This is a genomic window from Streptomyces sp. NPDC002788 (genome assembly GCF_053592115.1).
In genome coordinates this window covers 22,932-40,153 of sequence record NZ_JBSFVB010000024.1, presented here as the reverse complement: position 1 = coordinate 40,153, position 17,222 = coordinate 22,932, and the positions used below count along the sequence as shown (strand labels likewise).

Here is a 17,222-nt window from a genome sequence, read left to right as displayed (position 1 = left end):
GTGCAGTCACAGGATGTCGCCCAGCGCCCCGCACCCCCCTCCCCGGCCGGCCAGGTCGTCGACGTCGGGCAGGCCGAGGCCGCCCTCGTCGAGCACTATCCACGGCTGGTCCGCCTGGCCTACCTGGTGCTGCCGCCGCGCCTGAGCCGCAGCAGGCGCGTCCTGACCGCACACGCCCTCACCCAGCGCGCCCTCCCCCGCAACCGCACTTCCGCCCCCGTGATCCCGGCCCAGTCGACCGGCCGGGACGGCGACCCGGGTTACGCCCTGATCCGGCTCCAGGTGCTGCGTACGGCGCTGGAGGCGGGGCTGCCGCTGAGGCTCATGGCGTGGCCCAAGAGGTCCCAGCTGCCTGCGCTGCTGCCGCAGGTGTGGGGCCTGAAGCTGTTCCCGCGTTCCGGCGGCGCCGACGAACTCGCCCTGGACCAGCGGCTGTCCACCCTGTCCGGACCCGCCCGGGCCGCGTACGCCCTGCGCGGCCTGGAGCGGCTCACGGACGAGGGGGTGGGCGAGGTCCTCGCGGCGGCGGGCGTCGCCGACCCGGAGGGTGCGCTGCTGGAGGCCGGCGGGGTCCCCGCGCAGTACGGGCTGCTGGACTCCCCCGAGTTCGACCCCTGCTCGCTGCAGGCCCGGCCCACCGATCTGATGCGGCGCCGCCAGCACCTGAAGGCCGCCCTGGCCGCCGGTGCGGCGCTGCTGGTGTGCGGGGCGCTGCTGGGACTGCCCGGGGAGGGCTGGGGCCCCGACGGTGCCGCCGCACCCCCGTACGCACGGAACCCGGCCGCTCAGGCCGCCCTGGACCCGGCGAAGCTGACCCGGGTCTCCCCCACGGCGTGGCGCAGCTCGGCGCGCACCGACTTCTCCGTGTGGCCGGCCCGCGGCGACCGCACCGGCGACCAGGCCCTGCTGCGTCGCGCCCTGGCCGTCTGGGCCCGCCCCGGCGAGACGGTCCAGGTGTCGGCGACGCCCGGCACCCTGTCCGGCGGCCCGGCCGGACCGCCCCAGCTGCTGTACGCGGGGACGGTCGACGCGGCGCGCGTGGTGATCCTGTACGACGGTCTGCGCATCGCCCGGTACGCGGAACCGACGGACGGCACCCGGGGCGCCGCCCTCGACTTCGCCCGGGTCGACGGCGCGGGGCGGGCCGAGTCGGGCGCGGTGGTCCTCGGCCGGGCCGACGGCAACGTCCGGTATCTGACGGCCCCCTGGGTCACGACGGCGGGCGAGCGGGATCTGATGAAGCCGGGCTCCGGCGCCATGGACCTCGGCCTCACCGACGGCGTGACCGCGCCGCTGGCCAGCCCGGCCCTGCGGTCGGGGCCGTGCACCTCGTGGAACGTGCTGCAGCTCGCCGACGGCACCGGGACCCGCCTGCTGACCGACCTGGGCGAGCTGGTCCCGGCCCGGCTCACCGCCGGGCGGCCCGGGTCCCCGGGTGAGGCGTCCCGCACGGCTGCGCTGCGCACCTGGGAGCCGTTCGCCTGCTCGCTGGGCACGCTGCGTTCCGCGGGCGTGCGCAGCGTCAACGCCTGGGCGTTCAACGAGCAGCCGCTGCCCGACGCGAGCGGATCGGCGGCCTGGGTGTGCACACGGGCAGAGACCTGGCGGGGCGGCGGCGCCCGGGTTCTGGCGCAGTTCCACACGCCGGGCGGGGCGTACGGGGCGGTGGCGGCGAAGGCGGAGAACGTACCGGCGTGCGGGGCGCGTGACCCGCATGTGCTGGCCGGGGTGCTGTGGAAGTCGAAGGCGGGTGGCTGGTACCTGCTGGCCGCCGGCAGCCGGGACACCGCGTCGATCCGGGCGTCCGGCGGGGTCGACGGGGCGGCGCCGAGCAGTCTGCTGACCGTGCCGGCCGAGCAGGGGGCGCAGGCCGAGCTCAGAGGGACGCTGAAGGACGGGCGTTCGGTCGGCGGGCTGCGCTGACGGACGGTTCCGCGGCCCGCCCGGGTGGACTCCGGCGAACGTGCGCGATCGATCCGGCCCGTTCGAGGCCGGAATCGATCGGTAAGGTGTTCGTATGACTACCGGGGTTCGCCGCAGAATGGGAGTCGAGGAGCGGCGGCAGCAGCTGATCGGCGTCGCCCTCGAACTCTTCAGCCGCCGCTCGCCCGACGACGTCTCCATCGACGAGATAGCGTCGGCCGCCGGCATATCACGCCCGTTGGTCTACCACTACTTCCCTGGCAAACTCAGCTTGTACGAAGCCGCGTTGAAGCGGGCCTCGGACGATCTCGCGGGCCGGTTCGTGGAGCCGCACGAGGGTCCGCTGGGTGCCCGGCTGCTGCGCGTGATGCGCCGCTACTTCGACTTCGTGGACGAGCACGGGCCCGGTTTCTCCGCCCTGATGCGCGGCGGGCCGGCCGTCGGCTCGTCGACGACCAACGCGCTCGTCGCCTCCGTACGGCAGGCCGCGTATGTCCAGATCCTTTCGCACATGGGCGTGAAGGATCCGCCCGCGCGCCTCGAACTGGTGGTCCGTTCCTGGATCTCGCTGGCCGAGTCGACGGCACTGATCTGGCTGGACGGCAGGCGCATCCCGCGCGAGGAGCTGGAGTCCCAGCTCGTCATCGACTTCGCCGCGCTCGCCGCGGTCAGCGCCGCCCACGACGAGGAGATGGCCGCGCTGCTGCGCGGCATCGTCGAGGACGAGCCGGCCGACGGCCCGTTCGCGGGCCTGGCCGGCCGGCTGATGGCCCTGGCGGGCTGAGACGGGCAGGGCCTGTCGGTGGGATCAGGTCGCAGGGAATCGGCCGGGGCCCGTCATCGCCGTGAGCGGGGTCTGGTGCGTGCGGCGGCAGGGCGGAGCCGGGAGTCGATGCGGAGCGGCGGATACCCCTCCCGTTCGAGCGAAGCCGAGAGTCGGGGAGAGTGACGACAACGCGGCAGACGCGTGTCCCGACCCCGCCTCTGCGGCGTGCGCCGAACGACAGGCCCTAGCTTTCGAACTTCCGGTACGAGGGGTCCAGGTCACGGACTTCGGCGGAGGCGTGCAGCGCGAGGCCGTCGGCGGGCTTCAGATGCCTGCGCAGCAGCTCCAGCGCGGCCTCGGTGAGCCGGGCCTTGGTCTCGTCGGTGCGGCCTGCGAGCAGCGCGATGTGGACGTGCACATGGGCGTGTCCCTCGGCCTCGGGGCCGACCACGATGTCCTCGGTCGGGCGGAACCGGGTCTTGCACGCCGGCGGCTTGGCGGCCGCGATCTCGACCGTCGCCTCGTGCAGCGCCTTGGCGAACCCGGGCCGGTCGAAGTCGTCCGCGAGGTCGGCGGAATAGTCGACGGTGATCTGCGGCATCAGCACTCCTGTTCCAGGTCGATGGGCCCACCCTAGGCCCTGTCGTCACATCCCCGCCTCCCCCACCCTCCGGGCGACGACGGGGATGTGACGACGGTCCCTGGCCGCAGGTGGGGCGGCCCGCCGGTCGCGGTCCGCCCCAGCTGCCCCGGTGGGCTATCCGACGGCCCGGGTGAAGACCGCGACCGTGCGCGCCGGAACGGCGAAAGTGCCCGATTGCGCCGCATAGGCGGAGGACTTCGCGATGGCGTCCGCCCCTGCCGCCTGCACCGGATGCAGCCGGTAGCCGGTCCCGGCGAGTGCGGGCACGCGCTGCTCCTGCCGCTCGGGGGTGGCGTTGAAGACGACGACGAGGTCACCGAGCCGCATGGTGATCACGCCGGGCGTCTCGTCCTTGCCGGACAGCGGGAAGGAGAGCCGGGACCGCACCTGCTCGGCCGTGCCGAGGGAGAAGTCCTTCTCGGTGCTGCGGATCCGCAGCAGGTCGCGGTACGCGGCAGAGGCGCCCTCGATCTGCTCGCAGCCCACCCTGACCTTGGTCAGCAGCGGCTTGGCGTACGGCCACTTGCCCATGTTGTCGGCCGCCATGGGCAGTCCGCGGCCGAAGCCGTTGCCGTCGGCGCAGTTCCAGTGGACGGCGTTGAACCAGTCGCCGCTGTCGTAGGAGTTGCGGTCCAGGGACTTGGAGCGCAGCAGGTCGGTGCCCGCCTGGGAGAGGGCCGGGCCCTGCGAGAGGGTGGCCGTCGCCATGGCCAGGACCTGCATCCGGGCCCGGTCGGACGCCGTCGTGTCCGTCGGCAGCTTGAAGGCGAGCGCGTCGAACAGGGACTCGTTGTCGTGGGCGTCGGCGTAGGCGAGGGCGTCGCCCGGGGCGTCGGCGTAGCCGGCGGGGGCGCCGTTGTAGTCGACCTCGGAGCCCTTGACCTCCTTGCCGCTGGTGTCCGTGAACGTGAAGGCGCCCAGGTTGCCGGTCAGGCCCACCTTGATGAGGTCCTGGTAGTGCAGAAGGCGGGCCTTCTGCTCGGCCGGGGTGCCGTTGCTCTTCGAGGAGTTGGGTGCGGTGTACAGGCCGGAGGCGAAGCCCTGGACGCCGGGGTCGTCGTCGAAGGGGCCGCCGCCGCGCACGGCGTCGCGGGCGCGGTCGGAGAAGGTGGCGATGCCGGTGCCGGCCATGTTCTTCTGCGTGGCCTGCACGAACCGGGCGTCGTCGGCTACCTCGCCGAAGTTCCAGCCCTCGCCGTACAGGATGATCTTCTTGCCGTCGACGCCGTCCTTGGCGAGGGTCAGCTCGTCCAGGGCTTTCCTGACCGCCAGGATGTTGGCCTTGGGGTGGTGGCCCATGAGGTCGAAGCGGAAGCCGTCGACCTTGTACTCCCTGGCCCAGGTCACGACCGAGTCGACGACGAGCTTGGCCATCATGGCGTTCTCGGTGGCCGTGTTGGCGCAGCAGGTGCTGTTCGCGACCGAGCCGTCGGCGAGAAGCCGCTGGTAGTAGCCGGGGACGATCCTGTCGAGGACGCTCGTCTTCTCCTGCCCGCCGGCCGCGGTGTGGTTGTAGACGACGTCCATGACGACCCGAAGACCGTCGTCGTTCAGCGCCTTCACCATCGTGCGGAACTCGACGGTGCGGGCGGTGCCGTCCGGGTCGGTGGCGTAGGAACCCTCGGGGACCGTGTAGTGGTACGGGTCGTAGCCCCAGTTGTAGGCGTCCTTCGCGGCGATCTTGCCGACGCACTCCTGTTGCTTGTCCGAGTCGGCCGGGTAGGAGGCGAGGTCGCAGTCGGTCTTTTCCTGGTCGGCCGTGCGCTCCGGGATGGTGGCGATGTCGAACGCGGGCAGCAGGTGGACGTACGAGGTGCCCGCCTCCGCCAGCTCCCGCAGGTGCTTGGAGCCGTCGCTGCCCTTGTCGGTGAAGGCGAGGTAGGTTCCGGGGTGCTTCGCCGTCCGGTCCTCCACGGAGAAGTCCCGGATGTGCAGCTCCTGGATCTGGGCGTCCCGCAGCGGTACGGCCCTGGGCTTGGTGTACGTCGACCAGCCGGCGGGCTTGAGGGCCTTGTCGTCCAGATCGGCGACGAGGCTGTGCTCGGAGTCGGCGGTGAGGGCGAGGGCGTAGGGGTCGGTGACCTTGTTGGTGACGACCTCGCGGACGCTGGGCGCCCAGACCTTCACGACGTACCGGTAGGGCTTGCCCTTCCAGGACTTCGGGCCGGTGACGGACCAGACGCCGGTGGTGTCGTCGCGGCGCATGGCGACGGTCTTTCCCTCCAGCTCCAGGGCGACGGACTGCGCGGTCGGCGCCCACACCGACAGGGTGGGGCGGCCCCGGGAGAACGTCGGCCCCAGGTCGGCCCGCGTGGCGTCGTACAGGTCGTCCAGGACACCGGCGATCTGGACGCCGGTGGCCGCGAGCACGGCCCCGTTCGCGGCGTGCTGCGTGGCGACGACCTGGCCGCGCAGGGCCTCGCGGACCCGGTCGCGGTCGCGTGGGTCGACGCTCCAGGCGTCGTACTCCTTCAGGTGCGGGAACCTCGCCTTCTGGGCGTCGGTCAGCTCGCTCTTCGACAGGCGCAGCCACTTCGCGTCGCCGGTCAGGGCGCCGTCCCGCACCGCGATCGAGCCGTCGCGGGCGTAGAGCAGCTGGGTGGAGGCGGCCGCGTCGGAGCCGTTCCAGGCGAGGGTGTTCCGGTCGACCCAGACCGCCTTGGACGTGGTCAGGTCGAGGGCGGCGGCACTGCCCGCGGGCTGCGGGAGCAGGTGCTTCTCCTGCCCGCTCAACAGCCACACCTCGTGGCCGTTCGCCTTGAGGTCGAGCGACTGGTCGGTGGGCAGGTCCTTCTCGTCGCCCATGTGCAGGATGTAGCTGAGGCTGGTGGCTCCGTCGGTGAGCGGTACCTCGAAGACTGCGCCATAGGAATCAGTCTTGACCGGTTCGAGGGGCTTCGACCACTCGGTGGGGTTCGCGGCGCCGGTCCAGACGTGCAGGCCCCAGCCGTCGTAGTTCCCGTCGGCCCGGTGGTAGTGCAGGACGGCCTTGCCCTTGTCGGGCGCCGGGTACTCGGGCCGCTCGGTGGTGACGGTCTCCTTGCCCTGCTCGATCCAGATCTCGCCGGTCCTGGTGACGTCGATCGTGCGGTCGGCGGAGACGTCCTTGTCGCCGTCCTTGTCGATGACGAGGAAGCCGACCTTCGAGGCGCCGGGCTTGAGCTTGACGTAGGCGAAGGCCCCGTAGGCGTCCCGGCCGGTGAAGGGGTGGCTCTCGGGCCACTCGGTGGTCTCGCCCTCGGCCAGGTCGCCCCAGGCGTACAGGCCCCAGTCGGCGTAGTCCCCGTCGGCGCGCTTGTAGTGCACGATCGCGTAGTCGCGGGAGGAGACGGTGGGCGGCTCCTCGGCGGGCGGGGTGCCGGTGGTGGAGGCGGCGAGGGCGCTCGCGGTGCGGTCGGCCGAGTCGATGACGACGGCCTTGTAGCGCAGGGCCGTGCCGCGCGCCACGTCCTTCCCGATCGTGTGGGTGACCTTGAACGGGGCGTGGTCGGCGGAGCCGAGGACCTGCCACTTTCCGTTGCCGGTCTGGGCGGCGAAGACGACTCGGTTGAGCTGCCCGCCGTCCACATCGGCGGTGAGCTCGACGGTGCCGGTGGCGCCGGCCGCCGGGGCCTTCAGGGTGATCGTCGGCGCGGTGGCGGGCTTGGCGAGCCTGCCGGACGCCTTGAGGACGATCGCCGAGCCGGCCGGGACGGTGACGGTGAGCTTCTTGTCGCCGTCGCTCTTCGGGGAGGCGCTGGTGCCGTGGATGCCCTTGAAGGTCATGCCGGCCGAGCCGGTCGGGAAGGTCGCCGTCCTGGCCTCGCCCGCGTTGTTGAAGGCGACGACGTACTCGGTGCCGTTCTTCGCGTCGGTGCGGGAGAAGGCGTAGACGCCCGGGCCGTCTGCCGCGTACCGCTGCTGCTGGACGCCGTCGGTGAGCGCGGGGTTGGCCTTGCGGAGCGCCGCGAGGGCGCTGATCTGCCGGTAGAGCGGCGCCTTGGTGTCGTAGGCGTCCTCGGCGTGGGTGCGGTCGGTGCCGATGCGGTCGTCGTCGAGGTAGTCGGCGGTGCGCGAGGCGAACATGGTCTGCCGGGCGTCCTTGTCGCCGCCCGGGCCGGTGAAGCCCTGCTCGTCGCCGTAGTAGACGACGGGGTTGCCGCGGCTGAGGAACATCAGCTCGTTGGCGAGCTTGTCCTTGGCGAGGAGCTCGGCGTCGCTGGCCTTCGGGTCGTCCTGCTTCAGGAAGGACCCGATCCGGCCCATGTCGTGGTTGCCGAGGAAGGTGACCTGCTCGTACGCGTTGGCCTTGCCGGTCGTGTACTTGTAGTCGTCGCCGAAGACATCGGCGAGCTTCTGCGCGCTCGCGCCCTGCGAGGCGTACTGGCGGGCCGCCTCCTGGAACGGGAAGTCGAGCGTGGCGTCGAGGCGGCCCTGGGTGACGTACGGGGAGGTGACGTCCGTGTCGGCCGAGTACACCTCGCCGAACATGAAGAAGTCGTCCCGGCCCTGCTTGGCGGCATAGGCGTCGAGGGCGGTCGCCCACTGGGTCCAGAACTCCATGTTGACGTGCTTCACGGTGTCGATCCGGAAGCCGTCGACGTCGAAGTCCCGTACCCAGCGCTGGTAGATCTTCTCCATGCCCCGCACGACCTCGGGCCGCTCGGTCCACAGGTCGTCGAGCCCGGAGAAGTCACCGTGGGCGGAGCTCTCACCGGCGAAGGTGGAGTCGCCGCGGTTGTGGTACATCGTCGGGTCGTTGAGCCAGGACGGGACCTTGTTCCTGCCGGTGACCTTCGGCGTGCGCGGGAAGGAGCCGCTGTCGACCTCGGGGAAGTCCCGTTGCCCGTCCGCGTAGTCCGCGTCGTCGAAGGGCCTGCCGTCCTTCGTCAGGTACGGGAACGCCCCCTTGGACAGGTAGTCGTAGGACTTCTCCTCGTAGTCGACGACGTCCGCGGTGTGGTTGGTGATGACGTCGAAGAAGACCTTCATGCCCTTGGCGTGGGCCTTGTCGATGAGGGTCGCAAGGTCCTCGTTGGTGCCGAAGTGCGGGTCGACCTGGGTGAAGTCGGTGATCCAGTAACCGTGGTAACCGGCGGATGCGTTCGCTCCGGTGCCCTGCACGGGCTGGTTCTTGAAGATCGGGGCCATCCAGAGGGCGGTGGTGCCCAGGCCCTTGATGTAGTCGAGCTTCTTGGTCAGGCCCTTGAGGTCGCCACCCTGGTAGAAGCCCTTGTCGGTGGGGTCGTAGCCGGTGGACAGGCGCGAACCGGTCAGCCCGCCCTTGTCGTTGCGCGGGTCGCCGTTGGCGAAGCGGTCCGGCAGGACGAAGTAGAACTGCTCACGGGTGGCGTCGTGGCGGGCGGGCTCGGCGGCGAGCTTCGCGTCGGACGGAGGCGCCGGCGGAGTGGCCGCCCCGGCGGCGAGAGGCTGGACGAGTGCTGCGGCCAGCGCGGTCGCGGTGACCGCAGCGACCCGTCCGGCACGGGAGGTTCGGCGCCTGGACGGCACCGGCCATCTCGGTATCACTGACGTGGACTCCTTGCGATTGCGGCTCTCTCGGGTCCGACCCCGCGCGACCGTATCGCCGCCGAAACGCTTACAGCAAGAGTCCTGAAACCGTTGGAAAGATTTTTCAGCGGCGCCCTCAGCAGGTCGAGTTGGTCTGCGTCAGCAGGCCCAGCCGCCACGGGAGCGTGTTGTAGGGGCCGCTCGCCGCGGGGTCCATGCCCTGGTGGAGGTACTAGAGTCGGCACGGATTGACGGTCAGTGTCTGGTCGTTGGTGTGGCGGACCATCTCGCCGTGGCTGATGTCCCGGGTCCAGGGGGTGCCGCCGAAGGTGACGTTGTTCGAGCGCGCGAAGGGGTTGGACTCGGTGTCGGCCAGCGGCTTCCAGCTGCCGGCGATGCTGTTCGACGTCCAGGACCGGAAGTACCGCTTGCCGTCGCTGCCGATGGCCTCGTTGAGCAGCAGGTAGGTGTTCGAGCCTTGATCTTGTAGACGTTGGCGGCCTCCCACAGGCGGTACTTGTTGGAGTCCTGCAACGCGATGACGGTGTTGGTGAAGCCGTTCGGGTAGTTGACCCGCGAGGTCTCCGACCGGTACAGGTGGCCGTTGTCGTCGGAGGAGAACAGGTAGCACTTGGCGCTGTCGCAGACGACCCAGAAGTCCACCCAGTGGCCGCTGCCGATGTTGTCCCTGATGATCTGCGGCATGTGTGGCCGGCGTGGGTGTCGACGAAGCCGCGGGCCGTCGCGTCGGCCTCGATCGCCCTGGTGTAGTTCTTCTGCTGGTTCCAGCCGAAGGAGTCGCAGCAGACGACCTTGTATCCGCCGGCCCACGCGACCGGCCCGAAGACCTTGGTGAACTCGGCCGCCTGGGCGGACGTGAGCCGCATGGAGTCGTACGGGGCGGTGTAGTCGGGCTCGTTGACGAACCCCAGGTCCGTGATACGGATGCCTTCCTGGGCGTAGAACTTGGCATATTGCACGAAGTTGTTGGCGTACGCCCGGCGCCAGTCGCCGCTCGCGCAGGTGGCACCGGCGAGGCCGCACAGCGTGCCGCCGTTCGCGTCGGTGCCGTTGGTCTTCATATAGCCCGGGGCGCTCCAGGCGTCGGCGTAGAAGCGGTTCACTCCGTACGCCTTGGCCTGCCGGGCGAGCCACACCTGGCCCTTGTCGTCGCGGTCCCAGACGTACTTGGGGGTCGCGTTCGGTCCGCCGGGGTCGGTCGGCTGGATGCCCGAGTCGATGCCGAGGCGCAGGATGCTCAGCCCGACGCCGGTGGTCCTGCTGAACAGCAGGTCGAGGATCTCGCGTTGGCGCTGGGCGGGCAGGCCCTGCGAGCCTCGCATGATCTCGGCCCGGCCGAAGTGCTCGGAGATGCCGAAGCCGTCGATCGGCTGGTGCCGGGTGGACCCGTTGACGGTCGCCGAGGCGTCCGCCCGGGTGTCCGCCGGCGACGCCCGTGGCCGGCCGTACCTCACCGTCACGAGCAGCCGGTTCGGCGTATCCCCCCGATGAACGCCGCCCAGGCGGAGGGGGCGAGGAGCAGAGCCGGGCCGGTGGGATTCTTGCTGTCGCGGACGGGGACGATGCCGGGGATGTTGTCGGCGAACTCCAGGCAGTCTCCCCCCTGACCATTGCTGTACGTACTTTTGCGCCACCTGGCGCTGCTCAGGTCGGTTCGCGCGGCACGCATGAGCTACTCCTCCATCGCGGAACGGATCACAGCCAGAGACTCGTCAGGAGGGAGGGCCTTGGCCTGGAGCAGATCGTAGGCCAGGGCATACTCGGCGACCTCCTCCGGCGTCTCCACCAGCTCCCCGGAGTGGGAACCTTCGGTGTAGGCCACGTCGGGCCCACGCTCGAAGCCCAGGAGGGTCAACGACCCTCCCATGACCGGGTGTTCGCCCTGCCCGAAGGGCAGTACCTGTACGACCACGTGCGGTGTCCGCGCCATGCGGAGCACATGTGCCAACTGCTCGCGCATCACCGCGCGGCCTCCGACGGGGCGGCGAAGCACCGCCTCGTCCAGGATGCACCACAGCAGCGGCGGAGCACTCCGCTCGAGAATCGCCTGCCGCGCAAGTCGGGCTGTCACCAGCTCCTCAACCTCGGCGTCGGTGTCACGAGGGCGGCTGATGCGCAGCAGGGCACGTGCGTAAGCCTCCGTTTGGAGGAGACCGGGCACAGCTTGCGCCATGTACTTGAGCATCCTGGTCGCCTTGGCCTCGTACTCCACGAACTTCCGCGCCCAGTCCGGGATCGGCGTCCGCTTGATGTGGCCCCACAGGTCGATGAGGTCGCCATCCGCGCCGAGAATCGCGTCGAGTCTGGCGTTGACGTCTTCGGGTGGGGTCTCCTTGCCCAGCTCGAACTGGGCGATACGGCTGTGCGCGATGGGGATCTTGTCGCCGAGCCGGCGCTGGGTGAAGCCGGCGCGGATGCGGAGCTTGCGAAGCTTCACGCCGTAGAGGGCGGGGAGCGAGATGGACGGGTCGAGTTCCTTCGGCGCGGGCATCGCTGACCCCCGTTTTCGTTCCGGCACCGCGAAAACCGTTACCCCTGGTGATCGTAGCCGTACGCACCGATGCTCATGGGTGGAAGTCGCGATCAGCACGAGAGAGGTGCGGCAGACATGGCAAGGGCGGAGCGCAGGACAGACGGTGCGAGGAGCGCACAGATCCGGGACGCGAAGGCGGCGAGCGACGAACTGGGCGCGGCCCTCGCCGAAGTGGGCGTCCTGCTGCCGTCCCTGGGCCTGGACACCGTCTGCCTCGCAAGCGACTACCTGCCGCCCCTTGTGGATCTCGGACGCTGCACCCCGCACACGGCCCGGAAGTTGGCCGCGGCTCTGCGGGAGAACGAGCTGCTCGCCAAGGTCCGGGAGGCGAACCGGCAGAGCGTCAACCGTCTTCGATAGCTCGCCCGGCAAGCGTGAGCACGCGCGCCGGGCAGCTCGTCGCGAGGCGGCTCAGCAGCTGGACTTGCCGGCGTGGATCGCCAGGGCGGTGTTGGAGCCCAGGGTGGCGGTGAACTGTCCGCCGGAGTTCACCGTCACCGTCGTGTTGTTCTGGACATTGCAGTACGTCCCCGCAGGCAGCGACGTCTGGTACGTCCGGCTCAGCGAGCCCGGCTCGTGGTTGATGGCCACGAACCCCTTGCCGCCCCGGCCGAAGGCGATGGCGTCGCCGCCGTTGTCCCACCAGTCGGTGACCGGCTCGCCGCGTGTGGCGTTGCGGAAGCCGACCATGGACCTGATCTCCGGCCAGTTGTGCTGGCACTTCCAGCCGTCCTGCCAGCAGGCGTTCACCTGGCCGCCGTTCGGCGGGCCGGCGTCGTGGTCGGTGAACTCGTACCCGGAGTTGATGTCGGGGGCGCCGTAGGGCCAGGCGAGCATGAACACGTGGGCCAGGGTGTAATGGGCGCCGTCCTTGTAGTTCAGCGTGGAGCCGTTGCGCTCGGTGTCGTGGTTGTCGACGAAGACGCCGGCCACCGAGCTGTTCATATAGCCCCAGCCCTCGCCGTAGTTCCTCAGATAGGCGAGGTTCTCGTTGTTGAAGACCCGCTTGAGGTCGTAGGCGTAGCGGAACTCCTGGACGTCGCCGTTGCCCGAGTACTCGGTGGGCTGCACGGCCTCTCCGCTGCCGTGGATGACCTCCTGCTTCCAGTACGCCGACGGATCGCTCAGCCTGGACTTGATGTTCGCCAGGTCGGCGGCGTCCATGTGCTTGGCCGCGTCGACGCGGAAGCCGTCCACGCCGAGGGAGAGCAGGTCGTTCATGTACCCGGCTATGGCCCCGCGGACGTAGCCCTCCCCCGTGTCCAGGTCGGCGAGGCCGACCAGTTCGCAGCGCTGGACGTTCCAGCGATCCTGGTAGTTGCTGATATGGCTCGTGCAGTCGTCGAAGTCGTACGAGGAGTACAGGCCGGGGTAGTCGTACTTCGTGTACGACGAGCCGCCGGTGCCGGTGCCGTTGCCCGCCGACATGTGGTTGACGACCGTGTCGACGACGACCTTCACACCGGCCGCGTGGCAGGTGTTCACCATGTTCCGGAAGGCCGCGCGGTCACCGAGCCGGCCGGCGATCTTGTAGCTGACCGGCTGGTACGACGTCCACCACTGAGGGCCCTGTATGTGCTCGGCGGGCGGGGAGACCTGGACGTAGCCGTACCCGGTGGGCCCGAGGGTGGTGGTGCACTCGCGGGCCACCGAGGCGAATTTCCACTCGAAGAGGACGGCGGTGACGTCCTTGGTGCCAGGTGGGGAGGCCTGTGCACTAGTCGTGTTCATGACAACCGAGACCGCGGCGAGCGCGACGGCGGTGGCGAGGAATCTGCGTGCCATGTGGGGTTTCCTTCTTCGTTGAAGGTTCTTGCTGCAAGGTTCAGAAACCTTGCGGTAACGCAGATGGTAAAGGCCCGCCACCCGAAAGGGCAGCGGGCCGTACGAAATTCAAAGGAAATTCAGGCGCGGGCCCCCGCGGTCGCGGTGGTCCACCACACCGTGGTGTCGGCGGGCACCTTCGCCTCGTCGTCGACCTCGACGATCTCCCCGCTCGCGACCAGCACCCGGCCGTACGCCGGCATCGCCACGGACTCGCCGGTGGTGTTCGCGACGCACACGAACTCCCCGCGCCGGAAGGCGAGCACGCCCTCGGGCGCCCGCAGCCACTCCACCGAGGTACCGGCCCCGAGGTCGGGCTGCTCGCGGCGCACGGCGAGCGCGGCCCGGTACAGCTCCAGCGTCGAGCCGGGCACACCGGTCTGCGCCTCGACGCTCAGCTCGCCCCAGCCGTCCGGCTGCGGCAGCCAGCTGCCCCCGTCGCCGAAGCCGTACGACGATCCGGTCCTGGTCCACGGGATCGGCACCCGGCACCCGTCGCGGAAGCCGTCCTGGCCCGCGCCCCGGAAGTAGGCCGGGTCCTGGCGCACCTCGTCCGGCAGGTCGACGACGTCGGGCAGGCCGAGCTCCTCACCCTGGTAGATGTACGCGGAACCGGGCAGCGCCAGCATCAGCAGGGTCGCGGCGCGGGCCCTGCGCAGGCCCAGCTCCCGGTCGCCGGCCAGGCGGATCTGGGTGCCGAGGCCGGCCGGGTTGGCGAACCGGGTGGCGTGCCGGGTGACGTCGTGGTTGGACAGCACCCAGGTGGCGGGGGCGCCGACCGGGCGCATGGCGTCCAGCGTGCGGTCGATGACCTCGCGCATCTCGGCGGCGTCCCAGTGGGTGCTGAGGTACTGGAAGTTGAAGGCCTGGTGCAGCTCGTCCGGGCGGACGTAGTGGGCGGTGCGCTCGATGGTCGGCGTCCAGGCCTCGGCGACGAAGATCCGCCCGCCCGTCTCCCACCACCGCCCCTCCGGCGAAGGCCCTTCGGGCCCCTTCTTCTCCGCGTACTCGTCGAGGATGAGCCGCCACTGCCGGTAGATCTCGTGCACGCCCTCCTGGTCGAAGAACGGCATGACATCGTTGCCCAGCAGCCTCACCTGGTCGTGGGATCCAAGGTCGGGCAGCCCCTCCGCCTTCACCAGACCGTGGGCGACATCGATCCGGAAACCGTCGACGCCCATGTCCAGCCAGAAGCGCAGGATGGAGCGGAACTCGTCGCCGACCGCCGGGTGCTCCCAGTTGAAGTCGGGCTGCTCGGGTGCGAAGAGGTGCAGGTACCACTCGCCTGGTGTGCCGTCGGGTTCGGTGACCCGGGTCCAGGCCGGGCCGCCGAAGATCGACTCCCAGTCGTTGGGCGGCAGTTCGCCGTCCTCGCCCTTGCCGGGGCGGAAGTGGTAGCGCTCCCGCAGCGGGGAGCCCGGGCCCTCGGCGACGGCCCGTTTGAACCACTCGTGCTGGTCGGAGGAGTGGTTGGGCACGAGGTCGACGATGATGCGCAGGCCCAGCTCGTGGGCGTCGCGGATCAGCGCGTCGGCGTCCAGGAGGTTGCCGAACATGGGGTCGACGGCCCGGTAGTCGGCGACGTCGTAGCCGGCGTCGGCCTGCGGCGAGGCATAGAAGGGGCTGAGCCACACGGCGTCCACGCCGAGGTCGCGCAGGTACGGCAGACGGGTGCGGACACCCTCCAGGTCGCCCATGCCGTCGCCGTTGCTGTCGGCGAAGCTGCGCGGATACACCTGGTAGATCACCGCGTCCCGCCACCAGTCGCGCCGCTTGGCGATGGTGGCGACGGCCGTCGCGGAAGTGGGGGTCGAGGCGGCTGAGTGCTGCTGGCTCATGTCGTCCTTGATGCGTAACAGAGAGGTGGTCATGTGAGGCATGGGGTGAGTGACGAGGTGGCCGCGGCACTGCGGGGTCGGATGGGCGCCGCGGCCACCCCGGGCTTGGGGAGTGCGGTTCGGCAGTGCCCCGAGGGGCGCTGGGAACCGCGCGAGCAACCGCGACGGCGCCGACGGGCGACGACCCGTCTCGGCTCCACCGGCGGAGCGTGCGTCACCCCTTCGTGCCACCCGCGGTGAGCCCGGTCACCAGGTTCTTCTGCACCAGGTAGAAGAACAGGGCAGCCGGTATCGCGATCAGCACAGCCGTCGCGGCCATCAGGTTGCGCTGCGCGTCGTGCTCGCTCACGAACGTCTGCAGACCGACGGCGAACGTGTAGTTGTCGTCGCTCAGCATGAACGTCGAGGCGAACGCGACCTCACCGAAGGCCGTGAGGAAGCTGTAGAACGCCGCGACCGCGAGTCCCGGCTTGGCGAGCGGCAGGATGAGCCGCGCGAACGTGCCGAAGGGGGTCAGCCCGTCGACGCGCCCCGCCTCGTCGATCTCGAACGGGATGGTGTCGAAATAGCCCTTCATCAGCCAGGCGCAGTACGGCACGATCGTGGTGCAGTTGACAAGGATGAGACCAAGGTAGCTGTCGATGAGCCGCAGATCGGAGAGGATCTGGTACATCGGCACGATCAGTACCGCGATCGGGAACATCTGGGTGACCAGCAGCACCCACATCAGCTTCCGGTAGCCGGGGAACCGCATGCGGGAGACCGCGTAGCCGGTGGACGCGGCGACGACGACTCCGATGAGCGTCGTGCCCAGCACCACGACCAGCGTGCTCTTCAGCCAGTCGAAGAAGCTGGTGTCCCGCAGGACGAACGCGTAGTTGTCGAGCGTCATCTTGGCCCAGATGCGTCCGGGGTTGAGGTAGTCGTCCTTGTCCGGTCCGAGGGACAGGAAGAACAGCCAGGCGACCGGGAAGAGCGCGGTCAGGCTCGCCACGATCAGCACGGCGTGCGAGGCGAGGGACGCCGCGCGGCTCTGCTCGCCGCGCCGGCGCGTGCGGCCGGGGGCGTTCGCGGGGCGCCGCTCGGTCGCCGGGGCGGAGGTCTCGGCGGTGGTCGTACTCATGGAACTCCTGCCTCAGATCGCGAGCTGCTGCTCGTGGCGGTTCAGCCAGCGGCGGTAGAAGGAGGTGAAGACGATCAGGAGGGACAGCAGCAGGATTCCGTACGCCGCGGACTGGGCGTAGTCGCGCGGCTGCTGCCCGAAGCCCAGGTGGTAGGCCCAGGTCACGAGGATCTGCGCGTCGGGCGCGGAGTTGCCGAACAGCAGGAAGATGATGGCGAACTGGTTGAACGTCCAGATCACGCCGAGCAGGACGACGGTGGTGCTGACGGACCTGAGGCCGGGCAGGGTGACGTACCGGAAGCGCTGCCAGGCGTCCGCGCCGTCCATCTCGGAGGCCTCGTACAGGCTCGCGTCGATCGACTGCAGGCCGCCGAGCAGCGAGACCATCATGAACGGCACACCGCACCAGGTGTTCACCATGATCGCGGAGAACCGCTGCCAGAAGGTGTCCTCCAGCCACAGCGGCGTCGGCAGGTGCAGGAAGTCCAGGCCGCTGTTGATGATGCCGCCGTCGGCCAGCATGAACCGCCAGCCGAACACGGTGACGAAGGTCGGCACCGCCCAGGGCAGCACCAGGATCAGCCGGTAGAGGGTGCGGCCGCGCAGCTTCTGGTTGAGCAGCAGGGCGAGGCCGAGACCGATGCCGTAGTGCAGGGCGACGCAGGCCGCCGTCCAGAAGACCGTCCACAGGAAGTGCGACCAGAAGCGGTCGTACGCCGTCGGGCCCCACAGGATGTCGGCGTAGTTGTCCAGACCGATGAACTTGTAGGTGGCGTCGATGTGGTTGACGCCGATCGTGCGGGCGGTGTTGAGGCTGGTGGCGTCGGTGAACGTGAGGTACAGGCCGTACGCCAGCGGGTACAGCACGAGGACCCCGAGGACGACCGCCACCGGGGCGATCATCGCGTAGGCGTACCAGTGCTTGTGGAAGCCGTTCTTCAGCCGCCGGCCCGGCCCGGGTCGCGGTTCCCGCTCACCGCGCCGCTTGCCGGTCGCTCGGTCGATGACGACTGTCATGGTTCGACACCTTCTGGAAGTTCAAGAAGTTCAAAGGGAGCTGC

11 protein-coding genes and 2 pseudogenes are annotated in these 17,222 nt (G+C 70.0%); 3 read left to right on the top strand and 10 right to left on the bottom strand.

Annotated elements, in window-relative coordinates; translation table 11 throughout:
• Positions 1-1,923, top strand: a complete 1,923-nt coding sequence (locus tag ACWD1U_RS33165) for a hypothetical protein (protein ID WP_451113068.1) — start codon at positions 1-3, stop codon at positions 1,921-1,923.
• A 94-nt stretch (positions 1,924-2,017) separates the two neighbouring features.
• Positions 2,018-2,707 carry a TetR/AcrR family transcriptional regulator gene (locus ACWD1U_RS33160; RefSeq protein ID WP_451113067.1) on the top strand — a complete coding sequence of 230 codons (690 nt, stop codon included), beginning with the start codon at positions 2,018-2,020 and terminating at the stop codon, positions 2,705-2,707.
• Between the two features lie 226 nt (positions 2,708-2,933).
• Here the strand turns inward: ACWD1U_RS33160 and ACWD1U_RS33155 are convergent, their stop codons facing one another.
• From ACWD1U_RS33155 to ACWD1U_RS33130, 6 genes and pseudogenes are all read right to left on the bottom strand, one after another.
• Positions 2,934-3,290: a 5-carboxymethyl-2-hydroxymuconate Delta-isomerase gene (locus tag ACWD1U_RS33155; RefSeq protein WP_451113066.1), complete on the bottom strand. Its 357-nt coding sequence runs from the start codon at positions 3,288-3,290 to the stop codon at positions 2,934-2,936.
• A 156-nt stretch (positions 3,291-3,446) separates the two neighbouring features.
• On the bottom strand, positions 3,447-8,840 hold the full coding sequence (gene pulA / locus ACWD1U_RS33150) for a pullulanase-type alpha-1,6-glucosidase (protein WP_451113065.1): 5,394 nt from the start codon (positions 8,838-8,840) through the stop codon (positions 3,447-3,449).
• A 118-nt stretch (positions 8,841-8,958) separates the two neighbouring features.
• Positions 8,959-9,527: pseudogene (locus ACWD1U_RS33145) on the bottom strand (non-reducing end alpha-L-arabinofuranosidase family hydrolase); the annotation flags it as partial.
• 140 nt (positions 9,528-9,667) lie between these two features.
• Positions 9,668-10,297, bottom strand: a pseudogene (locus ACWD1U_RS33140) (glycoside hydrolase); the annotation flags it as partial.
• 2 nt (positions 10,298-10,299) lie between these two features.
• Complete coding sequence (locus tag ACWD1U_RS33135; RefSeq protein ID WP_451113064.1) at positions 10,300-10,512, bottom strand: DUF397 domain-containing protein; 213 nt, start codon at positions 10,510-10,512, stop codon at positions 10,300-10,302.
• A gap of 3 nt (positions 10,513-10,515) precedes the next feature.
• Entirely contained in the window at positions 10,516-11,334 is an 819-nt protein-coding gene (locus ACWD1U_RS33130) for a helix-turn-helix domain-containing protein (RefSeq protein WP_451113063.1), read from the bottom strand.
• Between the two features lie 117 nt (positions 11,335-11,451).
• Here ACWD1U_RS33130 and ACWD1U_RS33125 point away from each other — a divergent pair, with 117 nt between their 5' ends.
• Positions 11,452-11,736 carry a hypothetical protein gene (locus ACWD1U_RS33125; RefSeq protein WP_451113062.1) on the top strand — a complete coding sequence of 95 codons (285 nt, stop codon included), beginning with the start codon at positions 11,452-11,454 and terminating at the stop codon, positions 11,734-11,736.
• 51 nt (positions 11,737-11,787) lie between these two features.
• Here the strand turns inward: ACWD1U_RS33125 and ACWD1U_RS33120 are convergent, their stop codons facing one another.
• The 4 genes from ACWD1U_RS33120 to ACWD1U_RS33105 form a co-directional block, all read right to left on the bottom strand.
• Positions 11,788-13,161, bottom strand: a complete 1,374-nt coding sequence (locus ACWD1U_RS33120; protein ID WP_451113061.1) for an alpha-amylase — start codon at positions 13,159-13,161, stop codon at positions 11,788-11,790.
• Positions 13,162-13,280: 119 nt separating this feature from the next.
• A complete protein-coding gene (locus ACWD1U_RS33115) occupies positions 13,281-15,038 on the bottom strand; it encodes a glycoside hydrolase family 13 protein (RefSeq protein WP_451113122.1) in 1,758 nt (585 codons plus the stop codon).
• A gap of 214 nt (positions 15,039-15,252) precedes the next feature.
• The gene (locus tag ACWD1U_RS33110; RefSeq protein ID WP_451113060.1) at positions 15,253-16,161 is read right to left on the bottom strand and encodes a sugar ABC transporter permease; all 909 of its coding nucleotides are present in this window, start codon (positions 16,159-16,161) and stop codon (positions 15,253-15,255) included.
• Positions 16,162-16,173: 12 nt separating this feature from the next.
• On the bottom strand, positions 16,174-17,178 hold the full coding sequence (locus ACWD1U_RS33105; protein WP_451113059.1) for a carbohydrate ABC transporter permease: 1,005 nt from the start codon (positions 17,176-17,178) through the stop codon (positions 16,174-16,176).
• Positions 17,179-17,222 lie beyond the last annotated feature (44 nt).

Excerpts from the sequence above, each read along its gene's own strand:
- ACWD1U_RS33160 (WP_451113067.1), top strand. The coding sequence starts at position 2,018 with ATGACTACCGGGGTTCGCCGCAGAATGGGAGTCGAGGAGCGGCGGCAG.
- ACWD1U_RS33155 (WP_451113066.1), bottom strand. The coding sequence starts at position 3,290 with ATGCCGCAGATCACCGTCGACTATTCCGCCGACCTCGCGGACGACTTC.
- ACWD1U_RS33135 (WP_451113064.1), bottom strand. The coding sequence starts at position 10,512 with ATGCGTGCCGCGCGAACCGACCTGAGCAGCGCCAGGTGGCGCAAAAGT.
- ACWD1U_RS33130 (WP_451113063.1), bottom strand. The coding sequence starts at position 11,334 with ATGCCCGCGCCGAAGGAACTCGACCCGTCCATCTCGCTCCCCGCCCTC.
- ACWD1U_RS33125 (WP_451113062.1), top strand. The coding sequence starts at position 11,452 with ATGGCAAGGGCGGAGCGCAGGACAGACGGTGCGAGGAGCGCACAGATC.
- ACWD1U_RS33120 (WP_451113061.1), bottom strand. The coding sequence starts at position 13,161 with ATGGCACGCAGATTCCTCGCCACCGCCGTCGCGCTCGCCGCGGTCTCG.
- ACWD1U_RS33115 (WP_451113122.1), bottom strand. The coding sequence starts at position 15,038 with ATGAGCCAGCAGCACTCAGCCGCCTCGACCCCCACTTCCGCGACGGCC.
- ACWD1U_RS33110 (WP_451113060.1), bottom strand. The coding sequence starts at position 16,161 with ATGAGTACGACCACCGCCGAGACCTCCGCCCCGGCGACCGAGCGGCGC.
- ACWD1U_RS33105 (WP_451113059.1), bottom strand. The coding sequence starts at position 17,178 with ATGACAGTCGTCATCGACCGAGCGACCGGCAAGCGGCGCGGTGAGCGG.